The sequence below is a fragment of the Kaistia dalseonensis genome (assembly GCF_030814715.1).
Lineage (GTDB): Bacteria > Pseudomonadota > Alphaproteobacteria > Rhizobiales > Kaistiaceae > Kaistia > Kaistia dalseonensis.
Genome location: NZ_JAUSVO010000006.1, coordinates 366,543 through 384,456 on the forward strand (window position 1 = coordinate 366,543; position 17,914 = coordinate 384,456).

Annotated in this window: 13 protein-coding genes and 3 pseudogenes; 5 read left to right on the forward strand and 11 right to left on the reverse strand. The window is 62.8% G+C overall.

Translation table 11 applies throughout. The features are described from left to right. Positions 1-13: 13 nt before the first annotated feature. Together QO014_RS21165 and QO014_RS21170 are read right to left on the reverse strand one after the other, a co-directional pair. Complete coding sequence (locus QO014_RS21165) at positions 14-1,024, reverse strand: ABC transporter permease (RefSeq protein WP_266350744.1); 1,011 nt, start codon at positions 1,022-1,024, stop codon at positions 14-16. Further along, positions 1,024-3,603 (reverse strand): ATP-binding cassette domain-containing protein, encoded by a 2,580-nt coding sequence (locus tag QO014_RS21170; RefSeq protein ID WP_266350745.1) that lies wholly within the window; start codon positions 3,601-3,603, stop codon positions 1,024-1,026. Before QO014_RS21170 ends, QO014_RS21165 begins: the two co-directional genes overlap by 1 nt. A 414-nt stretch (positions 3,604-4,017) precedes the next feature. Here QO014_RS21170 and QO014_RS21175 point away from each other — a divergent pair, with 414 nt between their 5' ends. Further along, positions 4,018-5,253, forward strand: a complete 1,236-nt coding sequence (locus tag QO014_RS21175; RefSeq protein WP_266350746.1) for an ROK family transcriptional regulator — start codon at positions 4,018-4,020, stop codon at positions 5,251-5,253. Between the two features lie 88 nt (positions 5,254-5,341). Here the strand turns inward: QO014_RS21175 and QO014_RS21180 are convergent, their stop codons facing one another. Continuing rightward, a complete protein-coding gene (locus QO014_RS21180) occupies positions 5,342-6,226 on the reverse strand; it encodes an alpha/beta hydrolase (protein WP_266350747.1) in 885 nt (294 codons plus the stop codon). Positions 6,227-6,673: 447 nt separating this feature from the next. Further along, positions 6,674-6,853, reverse strand: a pseudogene (locus QO014_RS21185) (IS21 family transposase); the annotation flags it as partial. Positions 6,854-7,206: 353 nt separating this feature from the next. Between QO014_RS21185 and QO014_RS21190 the strand changes: the two are divergent. Then, positions 7,207-7,764 (forward strand): dihydrofolate reductase family protein, encoded by a 558-nt coding sequence (locus QO014_RS21190; protein ID WP_266350748.1) that lies wholly within the window; start codon positions 7,207-7,209, stop codon positions 7,762-7,764. A gap of 318 nt (positions 7,765-8,082) precedes the next feature. On the opposite strand, the gene QO014_RS21195 is transcribed toward QO014_RS21190, so the two are convergent. The 6 genes from QO014_RS21195 to QO014_RS21220 form a co-directional block, all read right to left on the reverse strand. After that, entirely contained in the window at positions 8,083-9,156 is a 1,074-nt protein-coding gene (locus QO014_RS21195; RefSeq protein ID WP_266350749.1) for an ABC transporter ATP-binding protein, read from the reverse strand. A 10-nt stretch (positions 9,157-9,166) separates the two neighbouring features. Further along, positions 9,167-10,225 carry an ABC transporter ATP-binding protein gene (locus QO014_RS21200; RefSeq protein WP_266350750.1) on the reverse strand — a complete coding sequence of 353 codons (1,059 nt, stop codon included), beginning with the start codon at positions 10,223-10,225 and terminating at the stop codon, positions 9,167-9,169. Between the two features lie 11 nt (positions 10,226-10,236). Further along, positions 10,237-11,082, reverse strand: coding sequence for a carbohydrate ABC transporter permease (locus QO014_RS21205; RefSeq protein WP_266350751.1), 846 nt, complete (start codon positions 11,080-11,082; stop codon positions 10,237-10,239). Further along, positions 11,079-11,960 carry a carbohydrate ABC transporter permease gene (locus QO014_RS21210; protein WP_266350752.1) on the reverse strand — a complete coding sequence of 294 codons (882 nt, stop codon included), beginning with the start codon at positions 11,958-11,960 and terminating at the stop codon, positions 11,079-11,081. The genes QO014_RS21205 and QO014_RS21210 overlap by 4 nt, the downstream gene beginning before the upstream one ends. A 117-nt stretch (positions 11,961-12,077) precedes the next feature. Next, the gene (locus QO014_RS21215; protein ID WP_266350753.1) at positions 12,078-13,604 is read right to left on the reverse strand and encodes an ABC transporter substrate-binding protein; all 1,527 of its coding nucleotides are present in this window, start codon (positions 13,602-13,604) and stop codon (positions 12,078-12,080) included. A gap of 77 nt (positions 13,605-13,681) precedes the next feature. Next, positions 13,682-14,734, reverse strand: a complete 1,053-nt coding sequence (locus QO014_RS21220) for an NAD(P)-dependent alcohol dehydrogenase (protein WP_266350754.1) — start codon at positions 14,732-14,734, stop codon at positions 13,682-13,684. 240 nt (positions 14,735-14,974) lie between these two features. Here QO014_RS21220 and QO014_RS21225 point away from each other — a divergent pair, with 240 nt between their 5' ends. The 3 genes and pseudogenes from QO014_RS21225 (at position 14,975) to QO014_RS21235 (ending at position 17,841) form a co-directional block, all read left to right on the forward strand. Next, positions 14,975-16,834: a sigma-54-dependent Fis family transcriptional regulator gene (locus QO014_RS21225; protein WP_266350755.1), complete on the forward strand. Its 1,860-nt coding sequence runs from the start codon at positions 14,975-14,977 to the stop codon at positions 16,832-16,834. 112 nt (positions 16,835-16,946) lie between these two features. Beyond that, positions 16,947-17,339, forward strand: a pseudogene (locus tag QO014_RS21230) (transposase); the annotation flags it as partial. A 244-nt stretch (positions 17,340-17,583) separates the two neighbouring features. Next, positions 17,584-17,841, forward strand: coding sequence for a transposase (locus QO014_RS21235; protein ID WP_266350756.1), 258 nt, complete (start codon positions 17,584-17,586; stop codon positions 17,839-17,841). Here the strand turns inward: QO014_RS21235 and QO014_RS21240 are convergent. Beyond that, positions 17,796-17,894 (reverse strand): annotated as a pseudogene (locus QO014_RS21240) (IS630 family transposase); the annotation flags it as partial. The gene QO014_RS21235 and the pseudogene QO014_RS21240 sit on opposite strands and share 46 nt — an antisense overlap. Positions 17,895-17,914 lie beyond the last annotated feature (20 nt).

A 17,914-nucleotide genomic window follows, 5' to 3' on the forward strand; every position in this document is an offset into this window, starting at 1 on the left:
CGAGATTCCGGAATTACTCGCCTGTCTTTCGGGAGAGAAACTGGACGCGAAGGCTACCGAACAGGCGCTCGGCCGCGTTGCTCGCCAGCAGCGAGACGATGAGCAGCAGGCCGATGACGGTGCCCTGGGCATCGCCGCCGATCTGCAGCAAGCCGAGCACGTTGCGGATCGTGGCGACCAGAAGCAGAGCCCACAGCACGCCCGTGAGCCGCCCCTTGCCGCCGAAGACGCTGATGCCGCCCAAGAGCGCGATGGTGATGACATCGAGCTCGATGCCCAGCGCATTGTTGGCCCGCGCGTTGGAAAGGCGGGCGGCATAGACCATGCCCGCTGCCGCGCAGACGACGCCCGAGGTGACGAAGAGCCAGAACACGGTGCGCGCGAGACGGATGCCGGAATAGCGCGCCGTATCGGGATTGCCGCCGATCGCATAGATCCGCCGGCCGACCGGCATCTTCTGCTGCGCGATGGCGAAGATGGGCGCCAGCACGAGGAACGGCACGATCGTCCAGGGAAGCGGCGTCGGGCCGACCATGTCGATGCCGAAACTCAGGAAGCTGTCCGGGAAAATGTTGATCGAGCCCGAGCCGAGCAGGATGTAGCCGATGCCCCGGAACAGAGCCATGGTGCCAAGCGTCACCACCAGCGAAGGCAGGCCAAGTGCCGTCACGAGAACGCCGTTGAACGCGCCGCAGAGCCCGCCTGCCACGAGGGTCAGCGGTATGGCGACGAGGAGCGGCGCACCGGCCTGGACCATCAGCCCGAAGACGACGCTGGTCAGCGCCAATATGCTGGCGACGGAGAGGTCGATTTCTCGGGCGATGATCAGGAGCACCATCGGCAGGACGATCAGCGCCCGCTCGGAGACGCCCGCAATGGCCTGCGAGATGTTGAAGGCCGATGCGAAATTCGGCACGAACAGGACGGCATAGGCCAGGACGGCGATCGTCAGGACGGCCAGGAAATTGTCCCAGTTGGCGAAGCGCGCGACGAAGTCCGGAGCGGTGTCGGAACGGCGGGCCATCAATGCGCTCCCTTCCGACTCGCGGCGCCCCGACGGGCCACATAGGCATCGATCCCGATCGCGGCCAGGATCACCAGCCCGTAGACGCCCTGCAGCCAGAGCGGATCGACCCGCACCAGCGTCAGTCCATTATTGATGACAAGTAGCGTCAGCGTGCCGAGCGCGACGCCCAGCACCGTGCCGGAACCGCCACGCACCGCGATGCCGCCCACGACCACGGCGGCGATCACCGTCAGTTCGAAGCCATAGGCAACGCGTGCATCCACCGTGGCATAGCGCGACGCCCAGAGCGCGCCGTCGAAGCCGGCGAGCAAACCGCCGACGGCAAAGGCGAGCAGCACGCGAGCCCGGACGGGAATGCCGATGAGCTGCGCGCCGGCGGGGTTGGAGCCGATCGCATAGAGTTCCCGCCCGATCACCGTGGATCGGAGCGCCCAGGCGATGACCAGAAGCGTCGCGACCGCGATGATCAGCACGGCGGGGATGCCGAACAGGTTGGCGCTGGTCATGTCCAGCCAGGACTGCGGAACCTGATCGGCGCTGATCTGCTGCCCGCCCGCCCAGAGGCTGTTCAAGCCGCGGAAGATGGTCATGGTGCCAAGAGTCACCACGATGGCGGGTACCTTGCCGTAAGTGACGACGAAGCCGTTCACGAGGCCCGCCAGCAGTCCGATGCCGCAGGCGAGTAGCACGCCGCCGACGACGCCGAGTTCAGGGTGGAGATGCAATGTCGACGCCGCGCCATAGGCGGCAAGGCCGATCACGGCGGCGACCGAGAGATCGATATTGCGCGTGATGATCACCAGCATCTGGCCGACTGCGACGGTCATGAGCAAGCCGGCATCCATGGCGAGCGCGGAAAGATTGGCGCCGCTCAGCATGCGCGGATTGAGGATCGAAACGGGGATGACGACGGCGGCAATCGCCGCGACGAGGCCGAATTCGCGCCGGGCAAAGAGGCGCGGCAAGGCAAGGCCGGGATTTTCTGGCGTGAAGACCTGCGATTCCGCCCCCACAGCGGGACGCATCGCATCGCGCTCCGCCTCGCCGGCGTCCGTCGCAGCACTGATGACCTTTTCCTGCGTCGCCTCGTCCCGGTCGAACCGCGCGCTGATCCGGCCCTCGCGCAGCACGATCATCCGGTCGCACATGCCGAGCAGTTCCGGCAGTTCGGACGAGATCAGGATGATGGCGAGCCCCTGAGAGGCGAGATCGGCGATCATGGCATGGACGTCGGCCTTGGCCTGGACGTCGATGCCCTGCGTCGGCTCATCGAGGATCAGCACGCGCGGCTGCGTGGCGAGCCATTTGGAGAGGACGACCTTCTGCTGGTTGCCGCCCGACAGCGTACTGACCGGCTGGTCGTAGGAATGAAACCGCAACCGCAGCCGGTCGAGAAAGGGCTTGGCGAAGGCGAGTTCGTTGGAGCGGGAGACCAGTCCGCCGTGGGTCGCTTCATCGAGCACGGTCAGCGAATTATTGGCGAGGATCGAGAAATCCATGACCAGGCTCTGCCCGATCCGGTCCTCCGACACATAGGCAATGCCGCGATCCATCGCGTCGCGGGCGGAAGCGAAGCGGACATCCGCGCCATCCAGCGTCATCGTGCCGGCCGTGGGCTGGTCGATGCCGAACAGAACGCGCGCGATCTCCGTGCGTCCGCTGCCGACCAGGCCGCCAAAACCGAGGATTTCGCCGGCGCGAAGCTCGAAGGACACATCCTCGAAGGCCCCGTCGCGCGACAGGCCCTTCACGCTCATCAGGACCGCCGCTTCCGTCGGCTCATGATGCGGATAGAGGCCGTCGAGCGAGCGTCCGACCATCATCTGGACGGCTCTCTCGCGTGTCAGTTCCTGGGCGCGCTCGACGCCGACGAGATGCCCGTCGCGCAGGACCGCGATCCGGTCGGCGACGCGGTAGATCTCGTCCATGCGGTGTCCGACGAACATCATGGCGACGCCATGGCCGCGCAGATTATTGACCACCGCAAAGAGCCGCTCGACCTCGCGCTGCGAGAGCGCCGCCGTCGGCTCGTCCATGATCAGCACGCGGGCATCGAGCGACAAAGCGCGCGCAATTTCGACCAACTGCTGCTCGGAGGTCCTCAGCCGCGACAGCGGCGCGTCTATATCGGCATGCAGGCCGACGAGTTGCAGCAGCCGCTGCGCTTCACTGCGCATGCGAGCCCGATCGATCCGCCAGGAGGACCGCGGACCGGCCTGGCCGATGAAAAGGTTCTCGCCGACGCTCAGATCCGGAAAGAGGCCCGGATGCTGATGCATGACGGCAATGCCGGCGCGCTGCGCCTGGAGCGGGGAGGAAAACGCGACCGGCTCGCCGCCAACCACGACCTTGCCGATATCGGGACGATAGACGCCGGCGAGCAGCTTGACGCAAGTGCTCTTGCCCGCACCGTTCTCTCCCAAGAGCGCCAGGACCTCGCCCGCCCGCAATTCGATCGATACGTCGGAAATGGCGACCGTGCCGCCGAAGATCTTGGTGGCGCCGGAAAGGGAGGCAACGACCTCACCCTGCTTTTCGGAGCTTTCGGCAACGGCCATGTTGGAACGCTCAAGCATGACGAGCCCGTGGGCTCGCCCATGCAGGCGACGACGCCGTAGCCCTGCGGCTCCGAACCCGTGAATGAATCATTCCTCACCTCGTTCCGGAGCGTCCGACGAACGGATCCGCCACCGACGGCATGGCAGCCCTCGCCGCGACGCGGCGCCAGGCCCCAGCTTCATCGGCTGCATCGGATCGGTTCGCCGCCTCCTCCCATGGAGACGCTTGCCTCGACTACTTAAAGCAAATTACTATAATCATGAGATTGCATCGTCAAGGCCCCGATCGCCTGTCCGGAGTGAGGTGCTGTGCACGGTGGCACGCGAGGCTACATGGCGGCGTGAGCCGGGCTCAGCGATGAGGCTGGCAACGCGGAAAAACTAGGCTATTAAAGCAGACTGCTTGAACGATTGAATGTGCGGGGGAAATCCATGGCCGGCAAGGGTAGCAATTCGGTGCACCTGCGCCATTACAATGAGCGCGTCGTACTCGACGCGATCCGCCGCTTTGGTCAGGCCTCGAAGGCGGAGGTGGCGCGGTTCGCCCATCTGACGCCGCCGGCTGTCGCCGCGATCATCGACGCCCTGGTCGCCGGCGGCTATGTCGTCGAAAACGGCAAGCGTTTCGGCGGCAAGGGACAGCCTTCCGCCATGTATGGCCTGGCGCGCGACGGGGCCTATTCGATCGGCCTCCATATCGGCCGCCGCGCGATGGACGCGATCCTGATCGATTTTGCCGGCCACACCTGCGCCTTCGAAACCCATGACTACGACCATCCCGATCCCGAGACGATCCGGCGGATCGGTAGCGCCGCGATCACGCGATTTCGCGCCCAACTCGGGCCGGACATCGCCGCCCGCCTGGTCGGCATCGGCATCTCCGCCCCCTATTTCATCGGCGGCTGGGATGAGGAACTGGGCTTTCCGCGCGGCGTCCAGGAGGAGTGGCGCGCCGTGGATTTGCGGTCGCATTTCCTGGAGACCCAAGGACTGGCCGTCATGATCGAGAACGATGCTTCGGCGGCCGCCGTGGCGGAACTCGTCTTTGGCGTCGGCAAGCAATATTCCGACTTCCTGCATATCTCCCTCAGCACTTTCGTCGGCGGTGGCCTCGTCCTCAATGGAACGCTGCAGACCGGACCAAACGGCAACACGGCAGCATTCGGCCCCTTCCCCGTGACCTATTCCAATCTCGCCTCCGTTCCGAAGCCCGCGGGTAAGTTCGAGGTGCTGCTGCACCGGGCCTCGATCTACACGCTGGTCGCCCATCTGCGCTTCAACGGCTTCCAGATCACGCGCGTACGCGACCTCGAGCCCATGCCGGCACAGGCGCGGGCACTGGTCTCGGAATGGCAGGACGACTGCGCCGATGCACTCGCCCAGGCGATCATCGGCAGCATCGCCCTGGTCGATCTGGAAGCCATCGTCATCGACGGCCTCCTGCCCCCATCGGTCCTCATCGAGACCGTCACGAAGGTGCGGGCCGCCTTTGCCCAGATGCTGCCGCCCGGCCTGATCGCACCCACGATCCTCGCCGGATCGATCGGCGCCCGAGGCTCCGCGCTCGGAGCCAGCCTGCTGCCGATCTACTCGATGTTCGGACCTGACACCGGAGTGTTGATGAAGAAGGGCAGCGACAAGAAGCCACTCATGGTTGGGTCAGCGTGAGGCCGGCCCTCCCACCACAGGGGAATCAGCTCCGAACGAAAATAGGAATCCTCAACATGAGCCAGCCGCCGAGGCCGGCGGTATTACTTCAACGTTCATGAACACCAGCGACAAAATCAGCCGTTCGCTTCAGCGCCTCAGCATTGTGGAAAATGCCAAAATGCGTGGTCTGCGCAAGGACTTCTGCGCCACCCCGGTAGCCAGCGCCCTTCAACAGACCGAGCAGCGCGGCGCTGTCGACGGCTTCATCGCTGTCGCCGACGAGCACGAGCGAACTAGAGGGCATCGCCTTCACGTCTGACGCGTAGTCGTTACGAGGATGATAAGTGACATTGAGCCGCCACGAATAGGCAAGTGTCTCGGTCCCGTCCCATGCGCTGGCGGGCTTGTTGAAGGCGATGATCGGAAGTCCATCGAACCCGCGCACACCGATGAAATTCAGCGTCACGAGTCCCAAGATGCGGGGCAGATTGATGACGTTCCACCCGCCTGCATTCCCGCCACGCACGGCCGCTGTGCGCGGAATGATCGGAGCCAGGGCGATATAGCCCGCAATGGCCTCCAGCTTCGGACCATCCCCTCCTGCAAAACGCAGTACGAAGCCGCCGCCGCTCGAATACCCTCCCAAGATGATGGGCCCCTTGTGGCCCTGCTTACGAAGTTCCCTTATGAGGTCGACGATGTCGTCCTCGCACTGGCCGATGTATTCGATGTCGCCCCTGCGTCGCCCTGAGAAATAGTGCCCCCGCAGGTACGGTAGGACGACCTTGGCGGCTCCTGCCGCGCTGACATATGTCGCCAGTTCGTCATAGCCGCCGCCGTGGTAGGAGGAACCATGGATGAAGATCAGGATCCGTTCGCTTGCTGCATCATGAAACCTGTAAGCGAGCGCCTCGCCATCACGCGCGGTACTGCTGCAACGGTGGCAGCTCCACGGGGCTCTTCTCCCGCTCTCCAGAAAAGCCGAAGACATCAGTCTCGGGAGGCATTGGCGGAAAGGGCAGCGCAATCGACACGATTGCGGCGATCAGGCAGGCGATCCCGAGGGCGATCAGAATGACGAATCCACGAAACAGTTGGCGCAATGTGTCTGCTCCGCAAGTGAAGTCGGATTCGAATGAATCCGCAGCAAGTTCCTGGTCCTGGTCGCTATGCGGCGGAGCCTTGGCGGGCCAGCGTTCGATGGACGGCTGATCTTGAGACAGTGAAAACCTCGGCCACTATCTATGCAGGTATTGTAGTTCGAGCGACAGGCCAGGGACATGGGGCGATCCAGCCATGTTCCTCGAGATGATCGGCCGCGGCAACTGCGTCCAATGCCGATCCGCGTGAGGCTGCAGCCAAAAACGACGGGAGCCATGATGTCCGTGGATATTGTCCGGCGGTTCCGGCGAACGCCTCCTCGGTTGCCGCGTCAATTCGGCTTCGCCGCCGGCTCCATGCGCGTGTAATCCGGCGGCAACGAGAACTGGCATATATTCGCCACTGTCTCCCGGCTCAACCCGAAAGCCCGCGCCGCCGCTCGTTGGCTGCGACCCTCAACAAACACGAAGCGCCGAACGGCAGCATAGCTCTCGAGGCTGTGTGAAAACTCGGTCATCCTAAATATCGTTAGAACGCCATTCTACCGGCGTGTCACGAACGCCGAGATTTCGCGGGTTTGATGCGAAATCCTCAGCTCGGATGTCCTGCTGAGGCAAAACAGCGCTGAAGCTTTCACCTTGGAAGGAAAAGTTTTCTAATCGGCGTATTTATCGCGGAGTTCTCACACAGCCTCCTCTCCAAGGCAAACATCACCGGCCGCTCCCAAAAGGGAGCAGCCCAACCAATGGCCGGATTTTACTCCGCCACGCTCAGCAAAGCACCGGCGCTACCGTGGCCCGTTTTGTCACCGCCATGCACAAGTCATCTTCTGGATTTGAAAACAATGAGCCCTGAGCCTAGACTCGCCGCATGGGACTATTGACCTTCAGCATCAACGTCACCCTGGACGGCTGCGTCGACCACCAGGAGGGAATTGCCGACGACGAGACGCACGCCTTCTTCACCCACCTTATGGATGAGGTCGGAGCAATGCTGTGGGGTCGCGTCACCTACGAATTGATGGAGAGCTACTGGCCGGCGGTCGCCCGCGGCGACGAGGAGGCGCCGCCGGCGATACGCGAGTGGGCGGTCAAGCTGGAGGCCAAGCCGAAGTACGTAGTGTCATCGACGCGAGAGGCGTTCCTGTGGACCAACAGCCACCACATCGGCGGCGAATTGCGCGCGGGCGTGCAGAGGCTCAAGGACGCGACCCCAGCCGGCGTGCTCCTCGGTAGCGGCAAGCTCGCGACCGAGCTGGACCGGCTGGATCTAATCGACGAGTACAAGCTCCTCGTGCACCCCAGGATCGCGGGCCACGGCCCGACCCTCTACCAGAGCGGGCTACCCAGCACGCGACGGCTCGAGCTGATCTCGGCCAAGCCGCTCCGCAGCGGCGCGGTCGCCATGCATTATCGGCGCGCGCGCTGACCCAGCGCGCCTCTTCGCGCCCAACTTGTGAATAGGCGCGGAATTGAGGCCTCTGCCTAAATCGACCTAACTATCTTATTTTCATCATAGATCTTGAAGACAACTGGGATCTCCATCGGCGCCGATCAAGACCCCGATAGACAAATAATTTCTGAAGTATTTTCAATGCGTTGAAGTCATTTGGTGTGGGGGTGGTCCATTGGACTATTCACAATCTTGGTCGGGGCTGGGATGCCGAGATCCTGGCCGTCTAGCTGCAGGCGCTGATCGATATCGACTTCGACGTAACGCTGACCGGCCTCTCGTTGGCCGAGGTCTCTATATGCCCGCGGCGATGAGATGGTCGTCGACGAAGAGACAGAGCTTGTCTCGGCGCAAACGGATCCGCGCCTGGGCACTTGGCGGTGCGATGTCGCGACCGAGTTTGAGACGAGCTCTTGCCGTGCCGATCGCGACCTCGACAATGCGGACGCTGCCATGATCCTGCACGCCGACAACCGTCGCCGCCAGCGTATCGGAGTCCTCGGGCTGGGCGAGGCTCGCATATTCCGGCCGGATACCGACCCGAAGGCCGGATGTCGGCAGTCCCGACGGCAAAGCGCCACCCGGCGCAATCGGTGTTCCGCCGATCATCACCCCGCCTGCTCCGATCTCGGCGTCAAAGACGTTCATTGATGGCGACCCGATGAAATAGCCGACATAGGTGGTACGCGGGCGCTCGAACAATTCCTGCGGCGTGCCGCGCTGCACGACTTTTCCCGCACTCATCACCAGAATTTCGTCGGCAAAAGTCATCGCCTCGTTCTGATCATGGGTAACGTAGATCACCGTATGCCGCGCCTTTTGTGAAACGGCCTTGAGTTTGCGACGCAGTTGGAACTTCATCTGCGGGTCGATCACGGTTAGCGGTTCGTCCATCAAGAGGGCCGCCACATCGTCACGGACGAGCCCGCGGCCAAGCGAAATCAACTGCTTCTCATCGACGGTGAGTTGCCATGCCGGCTTGCCGAGCCGCCCGGAGAGATCAAGTAGATCGGCAATCTCGGCTACTCGTGCCTTGATTCGAGCGATCGGCCAACGCCGGCAGCGAAGCGGAAACGCAAGGTTCTCGTAAACGGATTTCGACTGATAAATGACCGGAAACTGAAACACCTGCGCGACATTGCGGCCGGAGATCGGAACGACGGTGACGTCCCGATCATCCAGCAGAATGCGTCCCTCGGACGGCCTTACGACGCCGGAGATGATGTTGAGCATGGTCGTCTTGCCGCAGCCCGACGGGCCAAGCAGGGCATAGCTGCGGCCATCCTCCAGAACCATGTCGAAGGGTTCCAGCGCATAGGGCGCGTGCCCGTAGCGGTGACCGACGCGCTCGAGCGTGATCCGTGCCATGGCGTTCTCCTCAAGGTGCAACGACGAGCGCACCATCCGCCGCGAAGGCGAACAGGCGTTCGGTCGAGAAGCCGATCGGCACCTGCGTGCCAAGGGCGATGTCGTGGATGCCCTCGATCTGCAGCGCGAGCGGGCCGAACGCTGTCTCGACATGGAGAAAGGTCTCGGAACCCGATATTTCTGCAAAGACCAGCGATCCGGCGATTTCGCTCGCCGGATCGACATGAAGATCGGTGGCGCGCAGGCCAAAGCGATAGTCCGCCGCGGCAAGACGGCTGAGATGCGCCGGCAAAGCAAGACGGTAGGACCCAAGCGCGATCCGCCCGTCGACGACGGCGCCGGGAAGGATGTTCATCGGCGGATCGTTGACGATCTCGGCGACGGCGGTCGAGGCCGGCCGCTCGAACACGTCGACCGGAGTCCCGACCTGCAGGATGCGCCCCTCATGCATGACGACGATCTCGTCGCCAAGCATCATCGCCTCGGCCGGCTCAGTGGTGGTGTAGACGACGATCGCCTTGGTTTCCTCCGCGAACAGCCCGCGGAACTCCTCCCGCAGCTGTTCGCGCAGTTTGTAGTCGAGATTGACCAGCGGTTCGTCGAGCAGGAGGATCGGCGCCTCGCGGGCCAGCGCCCTCGCGAGCGCTACGCGCTGCTGCTGACCGCCGGACAGCTGCGACGGCCGACGGGCGGCGAAACCCGAGAGTCCGACCTTGGCGAGCGTCGCTTCCGCCCGCAACTGTGCCTCCGGCGCCTTCAGTCCGCGTCGGAGCAGCGGAAAGGCGACGTTCTCCAGGACACTCAGATGCGGATAGTTGATGAATTGCTGGTAGACCATCGCGACATCGCGCTTCCAGACCGGGACTGACGCGATCGAGACGCCGTCGAGCTTCAGATCGCCACTATCCGGCGCCTGCAGGCCGGCGAGAGTGCGAAGCAGCGTCGTCTTGCCGGCAAGCGTGCGGCCGATGACGGTGGTCAGCCGGCCCCTGCGAAAGGTGGCGTCGACTCGATCGAGATAGCGGACGCCGTTGCGGGCAAGCGACAGGTTTTCAAGATGGAGCGGCATGGCACGCGCCCTTATCGGATCGCGCCGGCGAGATTGCCGCGCGAGAGGAAACGTTCGACCAGGAAGGCGATCAGCACGAGCGGTGCGACCGAGATCAGGGCCGAAGCCGAGAGGCTCCACCAGGGCGTCACGGATGAATTCAACGCCACCACCGCGACCGGCAGCAATTGCGCGTCGGTGAAGGTGAGCGTGAAGGCGAAGAAGAAGTCGTTCCAGCCAAAGATGATGCAGAACAGGCCGGCGACGATGATGCCGGGCAGACTGTTCGGCAGGATCACCCGGAAGAAGGCGCCAAACGGCGTGCAGCCGTCGAGCATCGCCATCTCGTCGATCTGCCGCGGGATGTTGTTGAAGAAATCGATCATCACCCAGACCGCGATCGGCAGCAGCAACGCGATATAGACGAGGATCAGGCCGAGCAGGCTGTCGAGCAGCCCGAGAAACTGTAGCATCAGGAAGAACGGGATCGCCAGCACGATCGGCGGCATGATCCGCTGCGAAATAAAGAAGAAGAGCACGTCGGCGTTCTTCGCCGGACCGACCCGGTAATCGAAGCGCGACAGGCCATAGGCGGCGAGCGTGCCGAGCACCAGGCTGATCGCGCTCGCCGAACCGGTCACCACGATGCTGTTGAGATAGGGCTTGACGATGTCGATGCCGCCGGCGCCGCCGAACAGGCTGCGCCAGCCGGTCAGCGACGGCTCGTACTGGAGCCATGGAATGTAGGTCGGACCGCCCGTGACGCCGTTCGCCGTCTTGAAGCTGGTCGTCAGCGCCCAGAGAAACGGCGCGACGACGAAAGCCGACCACAGAAGGATCACGGAATATTTGAGCAGGCCATAGAGCTTCGGCATCATGTGCGCTCCCCGATGAAGACCTTGACGAGAAGCTTGGCGATGATCGTCAACGCCACGATCATGATGACGAGATAGGTGATGGAAAGCGCCGAGGCGTAACCGATCTCGAAGTCGCGCAGGCCGCGTATGTAGATGTAGTAGCCGGTGGTCTCGGTGGCGGTTCCTGGCCCGCCCGAGGTCAGCACATAGACCGTCTCCATGATCTTCGATGCCTCGATCAATCGGATGATCAGCGCGCCGATCGAGACCGGCGCGAGCAACGGCAGCGTCACGTTGAAGAAGGTGCGGATCGGCCCGGCTCCGTCGATCGCCGCCGCCAGATAGGGTTCGCGCGGCAAGCTCAGAAGTCCGGCCAGCAACAGCAGGAACATGAACGGCGTCCACTGCCATACCTCGACGATCATCACGCTGACGATCGCAGTCGAGGCGGAAGTCAGCCACTGGAAGGGGCCGAGACCGACCATGCCGAGCAGATCATTCGCGGGACCGAGCGATTCGTGGAAGATCGTGCGCCAGACGACCGACATCACGACCGGCGTCGTCATCATCGGCACCAGGAACAGCACACGAAAGAAACGGCGCAGCTTGACCTCGCGCCAGACCAGCAGAGCGAGGCCGAGCCCGAGCAGATATTGCAGCAGAACCGTGCCGACCGCCATCAGGCTGAGACGGCCGAGCGACTGCCAGTAGCGGACGTCGCCGAACAGCTTCGCATAGTTGATGCCGCCGGCATTGTTGAGACCGGGTGTGATCGCATCCCAGCTCGAAAAACTGACGCGGATCGTAAAGATCAGCGGAAACAGAATGATGGCAAGCAGGATCAGCAAGCCTGGAAGGAGAAAGGCAAGCTTGTAGGCTCTGAAGCCCGAACCGTTCATGGCGAAGTCTCTCAACTGGCAGGGCGGACAAGTGGATCAGCCGGGTGACGCCGCCGCTGGAGCGGACGATGTTCGGGCGGGATGAACCCGTCCGGACATCGATCTGTGACGGTGGCGTCAGCGTCCCTGGTCCTCGAGCGCGACCACGTTCGCATAGGCGGCGCGGACCTTGTCCGGACCGATCTTGTTGACGATCTCCGTCCATTGCGCCGCGACGCCATCCAGCGCCTCCTGCGGCGTCTTCTGGCCGGCCATCGCCTCGGCGACGCCGTTGGCGAGCGTGGACATGAACTGATTGACGCCTGGCACGCGCAGATCGAAGACGCGATTATTGCTCTTGTCCATGCCGGACAGCGTGTCGACATAGCTTGTCGCGACGCTGGCATCCCATCCGAGCTTGTCCTGCCAGAATTTCGGATCGAAATGCTTCGTCCGGTATGGATTGATGCCGAAGCGACCGATCTGCAGGTCGAGTTCGGCATTGGCCTCGTTTGAGAAGAAGCAGAGGAAGTCGAAGGCGACATCCTGATTCTTCGACGTCTTGTTCACGGCCGACGTCCAGCCCCAGGTGATGTAGGGCGGTGCGTTGGGGGTCTCGAATTTGTCCCAGCTGTTGGTATTCCGGTTCCACACCTGCGTGGAGCCGGGCAGAGGTGCGGCAGTGACCTTGTTGCGGATCGGGCTACCCTTTTCCATCGCCTGGATGAAGGCGTCATCCCAGGAATAGCTCATCAACGCCTGGCCGCCGCCAAACGAGAAGATCTCGTCGCCAAGGCCGAAATTATTGCCGCCCGGCGGAAAGGCCTTCTGGGCAGCGATGAACATTTCGAGCCCCTTGACCCAGCCCGGGTTGTTGATCTCCGGCTTCATGGTCGCGAGATCGAAGAAGAAGCCACCCTTGACGTTCGGATTTTTCGCATAGGCTGCCACGCGACTGATGAAGGCCGAGAACATCAGATCGTCGCGCTTGGTTACCTCGGCGCTGCCGAAATGCGGCTTGCCGTCGCCGGCCCAATCCCAGCCGGAAAAGAACACCGCGATGTCGTTGTATTCTTCCCAGGTGGTCGGGATGCGCAGATCCTTGCCGGTCGCCTTCTTGTATCGCGCCTGCATATCCGGATTGTTGAAGATGTCGGCGCGGACCTTCAGGTAATGGCGGTCGCCATCGACGGGATACTGCACCATCTGGTCGCCCCAGGTGGCGACGTCGCGGTAGTTGACGGTGACATCCTTCATGCCGCTGACGTCGCGGTAGGAATCCGGAACCGGCGCGAGGAAATCGTGGATGTCGCCGATCCAGAGGGAGGGATAGAACATCACGTCATAGGCGGCCTGATGGGTCTGGAACGGGATCATGATCCGCTGATAGAGGTCGCCGAACGGAATGTGGACGACGTCCACTTCAGCCCCGGTCAGGTCATGGAACTGCTTCGCATGAAGGTCCGTCGGCTCGCCGATCACCGGCACCGCATGGGAGATCACCTTCAGCGTGCGGCCCTTGTAGTCCTTCTTGGCCATGGCCTCGTACGAACAGGCACCCGGCTCGTCGGGCGCAGAGCCGTAAACCGCATAGTCGCCATATTTCGAATAGTCGATCGCGCCGTCCTCCGCGCGAACCGGCGTTGCCAGGGCGAACGCCGCCAAGCAACATGTCGACGTCAACTGCAGTAAGACCTTCATTGCCTTCTCCTCCTCCTCCGATAGATCTTGGTGGTTCCCTGTCAGGGGATCAGAACCGCGCGACCGTGGATCTTGCCGTGGTGCAGATCCTTGAGCGCCTGATCGGCATCGGCGAGCGCGTATTCCACCGTCGCCAGTTCGACGAGGCCGCGATCGGCAAGCGCCATCAACTCGGTCAATTCAGCCCAGGTGCCGACCAGATTGCCGATGATGTTCTTTTCGCTGATGACCAGGTCGACCGTCGGAACCCGAATGTCCTCGCCATAGCCGACGACGTAGTAGCTCCCCATCGGCCGGGTCATGGCGAGCCCCTTGGCGGTGGTGCCCTTCTCGCCGACGAAGTCGATGACTGCCTCGGCGCCCTTGCCGTCGGTCAGCGCCAGGACCGCCTCGACCTCGTTGCCATCCGCCTTGACGAGGTGGTCGGCGCCGCTCCGCTTCGCCAGCTCCAGCGAGGCATTGGAGAGATCGACGACAATGATGTCGGCGGCGCACATCGCGCGCAGACACTGGATGCCGATATGGCCGAGACCGCCGGCGCCGATCACCACGCAGCGTTCGCCGGGCAGCAGATGGCGCGTTGCCTTCTTGACCGCGCGATAGGCTGTCAGGCCGGCATCGGCATAGGGCGCGACGTCCTTTGGCGCCAATGTGCGCGGCAGCGGCACGATGTTGCGCTGCGACGTTCCCAGATATTCGGCGTAGCCGCCATCGCAGTCGAGGCCGGGGAACGTGCCGTCGCCATGCATATCGTGACCGCGCCGGCAGGCGAGACAGGTGCCGCCGGTGATCTTCGGATGGACGATGACCGGGTCACCGACCTTGAGCCCTTCGACTTCCTTGCCGATTTCCTCGATCCAGCCAGCATTTTCATGACCCATGATCATCGGCAGCAGCCGACGCCCGGTCGGATCCATATGCGGCTTCCAGATGCCCTCGATGATATGCAGGTCGGTGCGGCAGACACCGGCGCCGCCAATCCGGACGATGACGTCGGTCGACTTGACGATCTTTGGATCGGGAACGTCCTCATAGCTGACCCAGCTGTCGCCGGTCAGCTTTTCGTCATAAGCACGCAAGACTTGGGCCTTCATCGGCTCCTCCGGTGTTTCGGCCTCCGATCGCGGGGCCTATGCCGAAAGAGTGACTGCACTTGCCGTGCCAGACACTTTTATTGTTCAACAACAACGTATTAGCGAAATTCTACCGCCGTGACATCGTCCAGACTATGGACAGGGCGTCCCATAGCTATGTTCAGTTTCTGAATATTGCCTTCCGCTCGTTTTCAGCCGACTTTGAAGAAAAAGAAGACTGGGTCGAGGGTGAGGAAAATCATGCAATACGTGTCTGGACTGGAGCGCGCTCGGGCCGCGCTTGAGCGGGGGAGCCGTTTCCCCGCGGGGGCGCTGGGTGAAATCGTCTCGAAGAGCTGGCAGCGTTGCGTCGAGCGCGGCCTCGACCCGCGCGGCAGCCCTCTCAGCTCGGTGATCGAGGTCGCCGAACTCAACCGGAAACGCGAACAGAACGCCCTGCTTCGCCGCTTTGCGATCGCCGAGATGCAGATGCTGCACCAGCAGATCGCCGGATCGAATTTCATGATCGCCTTCGGCGACCGCGACGGCGTCGTGCTCGATACGATAAGCGACCATCATTTCGCCGACAGTTCAGACGGCCGCACCATCATCCCCGGCAGTCTGTGGCAGGAGCAGGAGCGCGGCACCAACGCCCTCGGCCTCGCCGTTCTGGAGCGGGCGCCGGTCGCGATCTACGGCCGCGAACACTATTTCTCCTGCCATGGCCATCTGAGCTGCATGGCAGCACCGATCTTCAACGCTGGCGGCGAGATCATCGGACTGCTCGACGCGTCCTGCAGCAACGAGGCCCGCCAGCAGCACACCCACGCGCTGGTCAAGATGGCCGCGGCACAGATCGAGAACAGCCTGATCTTCCACGAGCGCGCCGAATTGCTCATCTTCGCGTTTCATCCGCGCGTCGAATATCTCGACACGCTCTCGGCCGGCCTGATGGCGATCTCGCGCGACGGCATCGTCCACTCGCTGAACCGGCCGAGCCGGGCGCTGCTTGCCGGACTGGAGCCGACCGTCGGCAGCCATTTCGAGGATCTGTTCGATGCCCGTCTCGGCACCGCCATGGACAGCGTCCTCGGCGGCGGCATTGTCCGCATCGACGACCGGGCGGGCAGCAGCGTGTTCATGGTGTGCCGCCAGTTCGGCCGCGGCGGCGCCGAACGGGCGCCTGCGAAGCCCGTCAGGTCCTCGCCCATCGTTCCCAGCCGCGCCGATCTCGGCTTTGTCTGCGAGGATCCCGCGCTGACGCGCCAGATGCGCGGCCTCGAACAGGCGACGCGGCTGCGCCTCGCCGTCCACATCCACGGCGAAACCGGCACTGGCAAGGAGATGATGGCGCGGCATGTTCATGCGGCGAGCGGCCGCGAAGGTGCCTTCGTCGCCGTCAATTGCGGCGCGATCGCCGAATCGCTGTTCATCGCCGAACTGTTCGGTCATGAACGCGGCGCCTTCACCAACGCCCGCAACGAGGGCTCGCCTGGCCTCGTTCGGACCGCAGACAAGGGCACCCTGTTCCTCGACGAGGTAGCCGACATTCCGGCACCAGCCCAGACAGCTCTGCTTCGATTTCTCGACTCGATGGAGGTGCGGCCGGTCGGCGGCCAGAAGGCGGCACATGTCGACGTCCAGATCGTTTCGGCCACCAATCGCGATCTCAAGCAGGCCGTAGCCGAGCGCCGGTTCCGGGCCGATCTCTATTACCGCTTGAGTGGCTATGACATCCAGTTGCCGGCGCTGCGCGACAGGACTGATTTCGCCGCGATCGTCCTTCACCTCCTGCATCAGGTGGCACCGGAATTTGCGATCACCGACGAGGCGATCGAACGGTTGCGGCTGAAGCCTTGGCCGGGCAATGCCCGCGAGCTGAAGGCCGCGTTACAGCGCGCTGTTATCGAATCCGACGTCGACTATATCGACGAAAACGCGGTTGCGATCGATCAACCCGATCTGCACGGGACCTGCTCCGAGTGCCGCAGCCATGTGCTCGCTCGGCGCAAATGCCAGCAAATCCGGGAAACCTACGTGTCCGTCGACCGCAATATCGCCGAGGTCGCGCGTCTGCTTGGCATATCCAGAACGACCGTCTATAAGCATTTGCGCGACTAAATGCGTAGGCTCAACACGTATTAATTCCGATTGAGATGTAATTCACGGTCTCCGATGAGGAGGTCGTAGTGGGTGATTTGTTTCTGCTGAGCGAGCGCCAAATGGCGCGGAGATCGCCCATCTCCCACTGCCGCATGGGGTGCCGCGTGTCGATGACCGGCGGGTGGTTCGCGGGACTATCTATGTCCTTGCGCCCGGCGGCCGCTGGATCGATGCGCCTGCCGACTACGGCCCGCGCAAGACGCTGTATAATGGCTATGTTCGCTGGTCGGCCAAAGGTTGTCAGGGTCGATCTGTTCCATGCCCTGGCCGGCGCAGGCTGCCCGCTGGCCCATGTCCTCATCAAAAGTTCCGCCGTGAAAGCCCACCGTTCGGCCTCGGGCGTAAAAGGGAGGAACGCAACCAGGCCATCGGCCGATTGCGCGGCCGCCGCACGACCAAGATCCACGCGTTGACCGATCGCCATTGCCGGCCGATCGCCTTCCTGTCAATAGGCGCGGAATTGAGGCCTCGGCCCAAATTGACCTAACTATCTAATTTTCTTCACAAATCTTGAAGACAACAGTGGCTCCATAGGCGCCGATCGAGACCCCGGTAGACATTGAATTTCTGAAGTGTTCTCAATGAGCTGAAGCCATCTGGTGCGGGGTCCTGCTTGGGCTCTTGTTCGCAGCCCGGCAGCTTAGGGGCCGAGGCTGTGTGAAAATCCCTGATTATGCTATGTTTAGGCACTGCTTCGGAGGTGCCAGATGGGGCGTTTTGTCGAGGCTGCCGACCGTCATCAGGCGAGCTTTCTGCCCGCTTGTTTGGAGGACTATGTCGATCCCGACAATCCGGTCCGCATCATCAATGCCTTTATCAATGAGCTCGATTTTGCCCGCGTGCAGCCAGCATCGACCGGCAGGCCCGGCTACGCGCCGGGCACGATGCTCAAGTTCTACGTCTATGGATACCTGCATCAGCTGACCCCGAACCGGGCAGCCACCGCGCGGCTCGTCTCGCCATAAAGAACCGCCGCAACCACCCGCTCGCGCAGATCATTCGAAAGAGCTCGGACCATCAATGCTGGCCTCCGCCCAG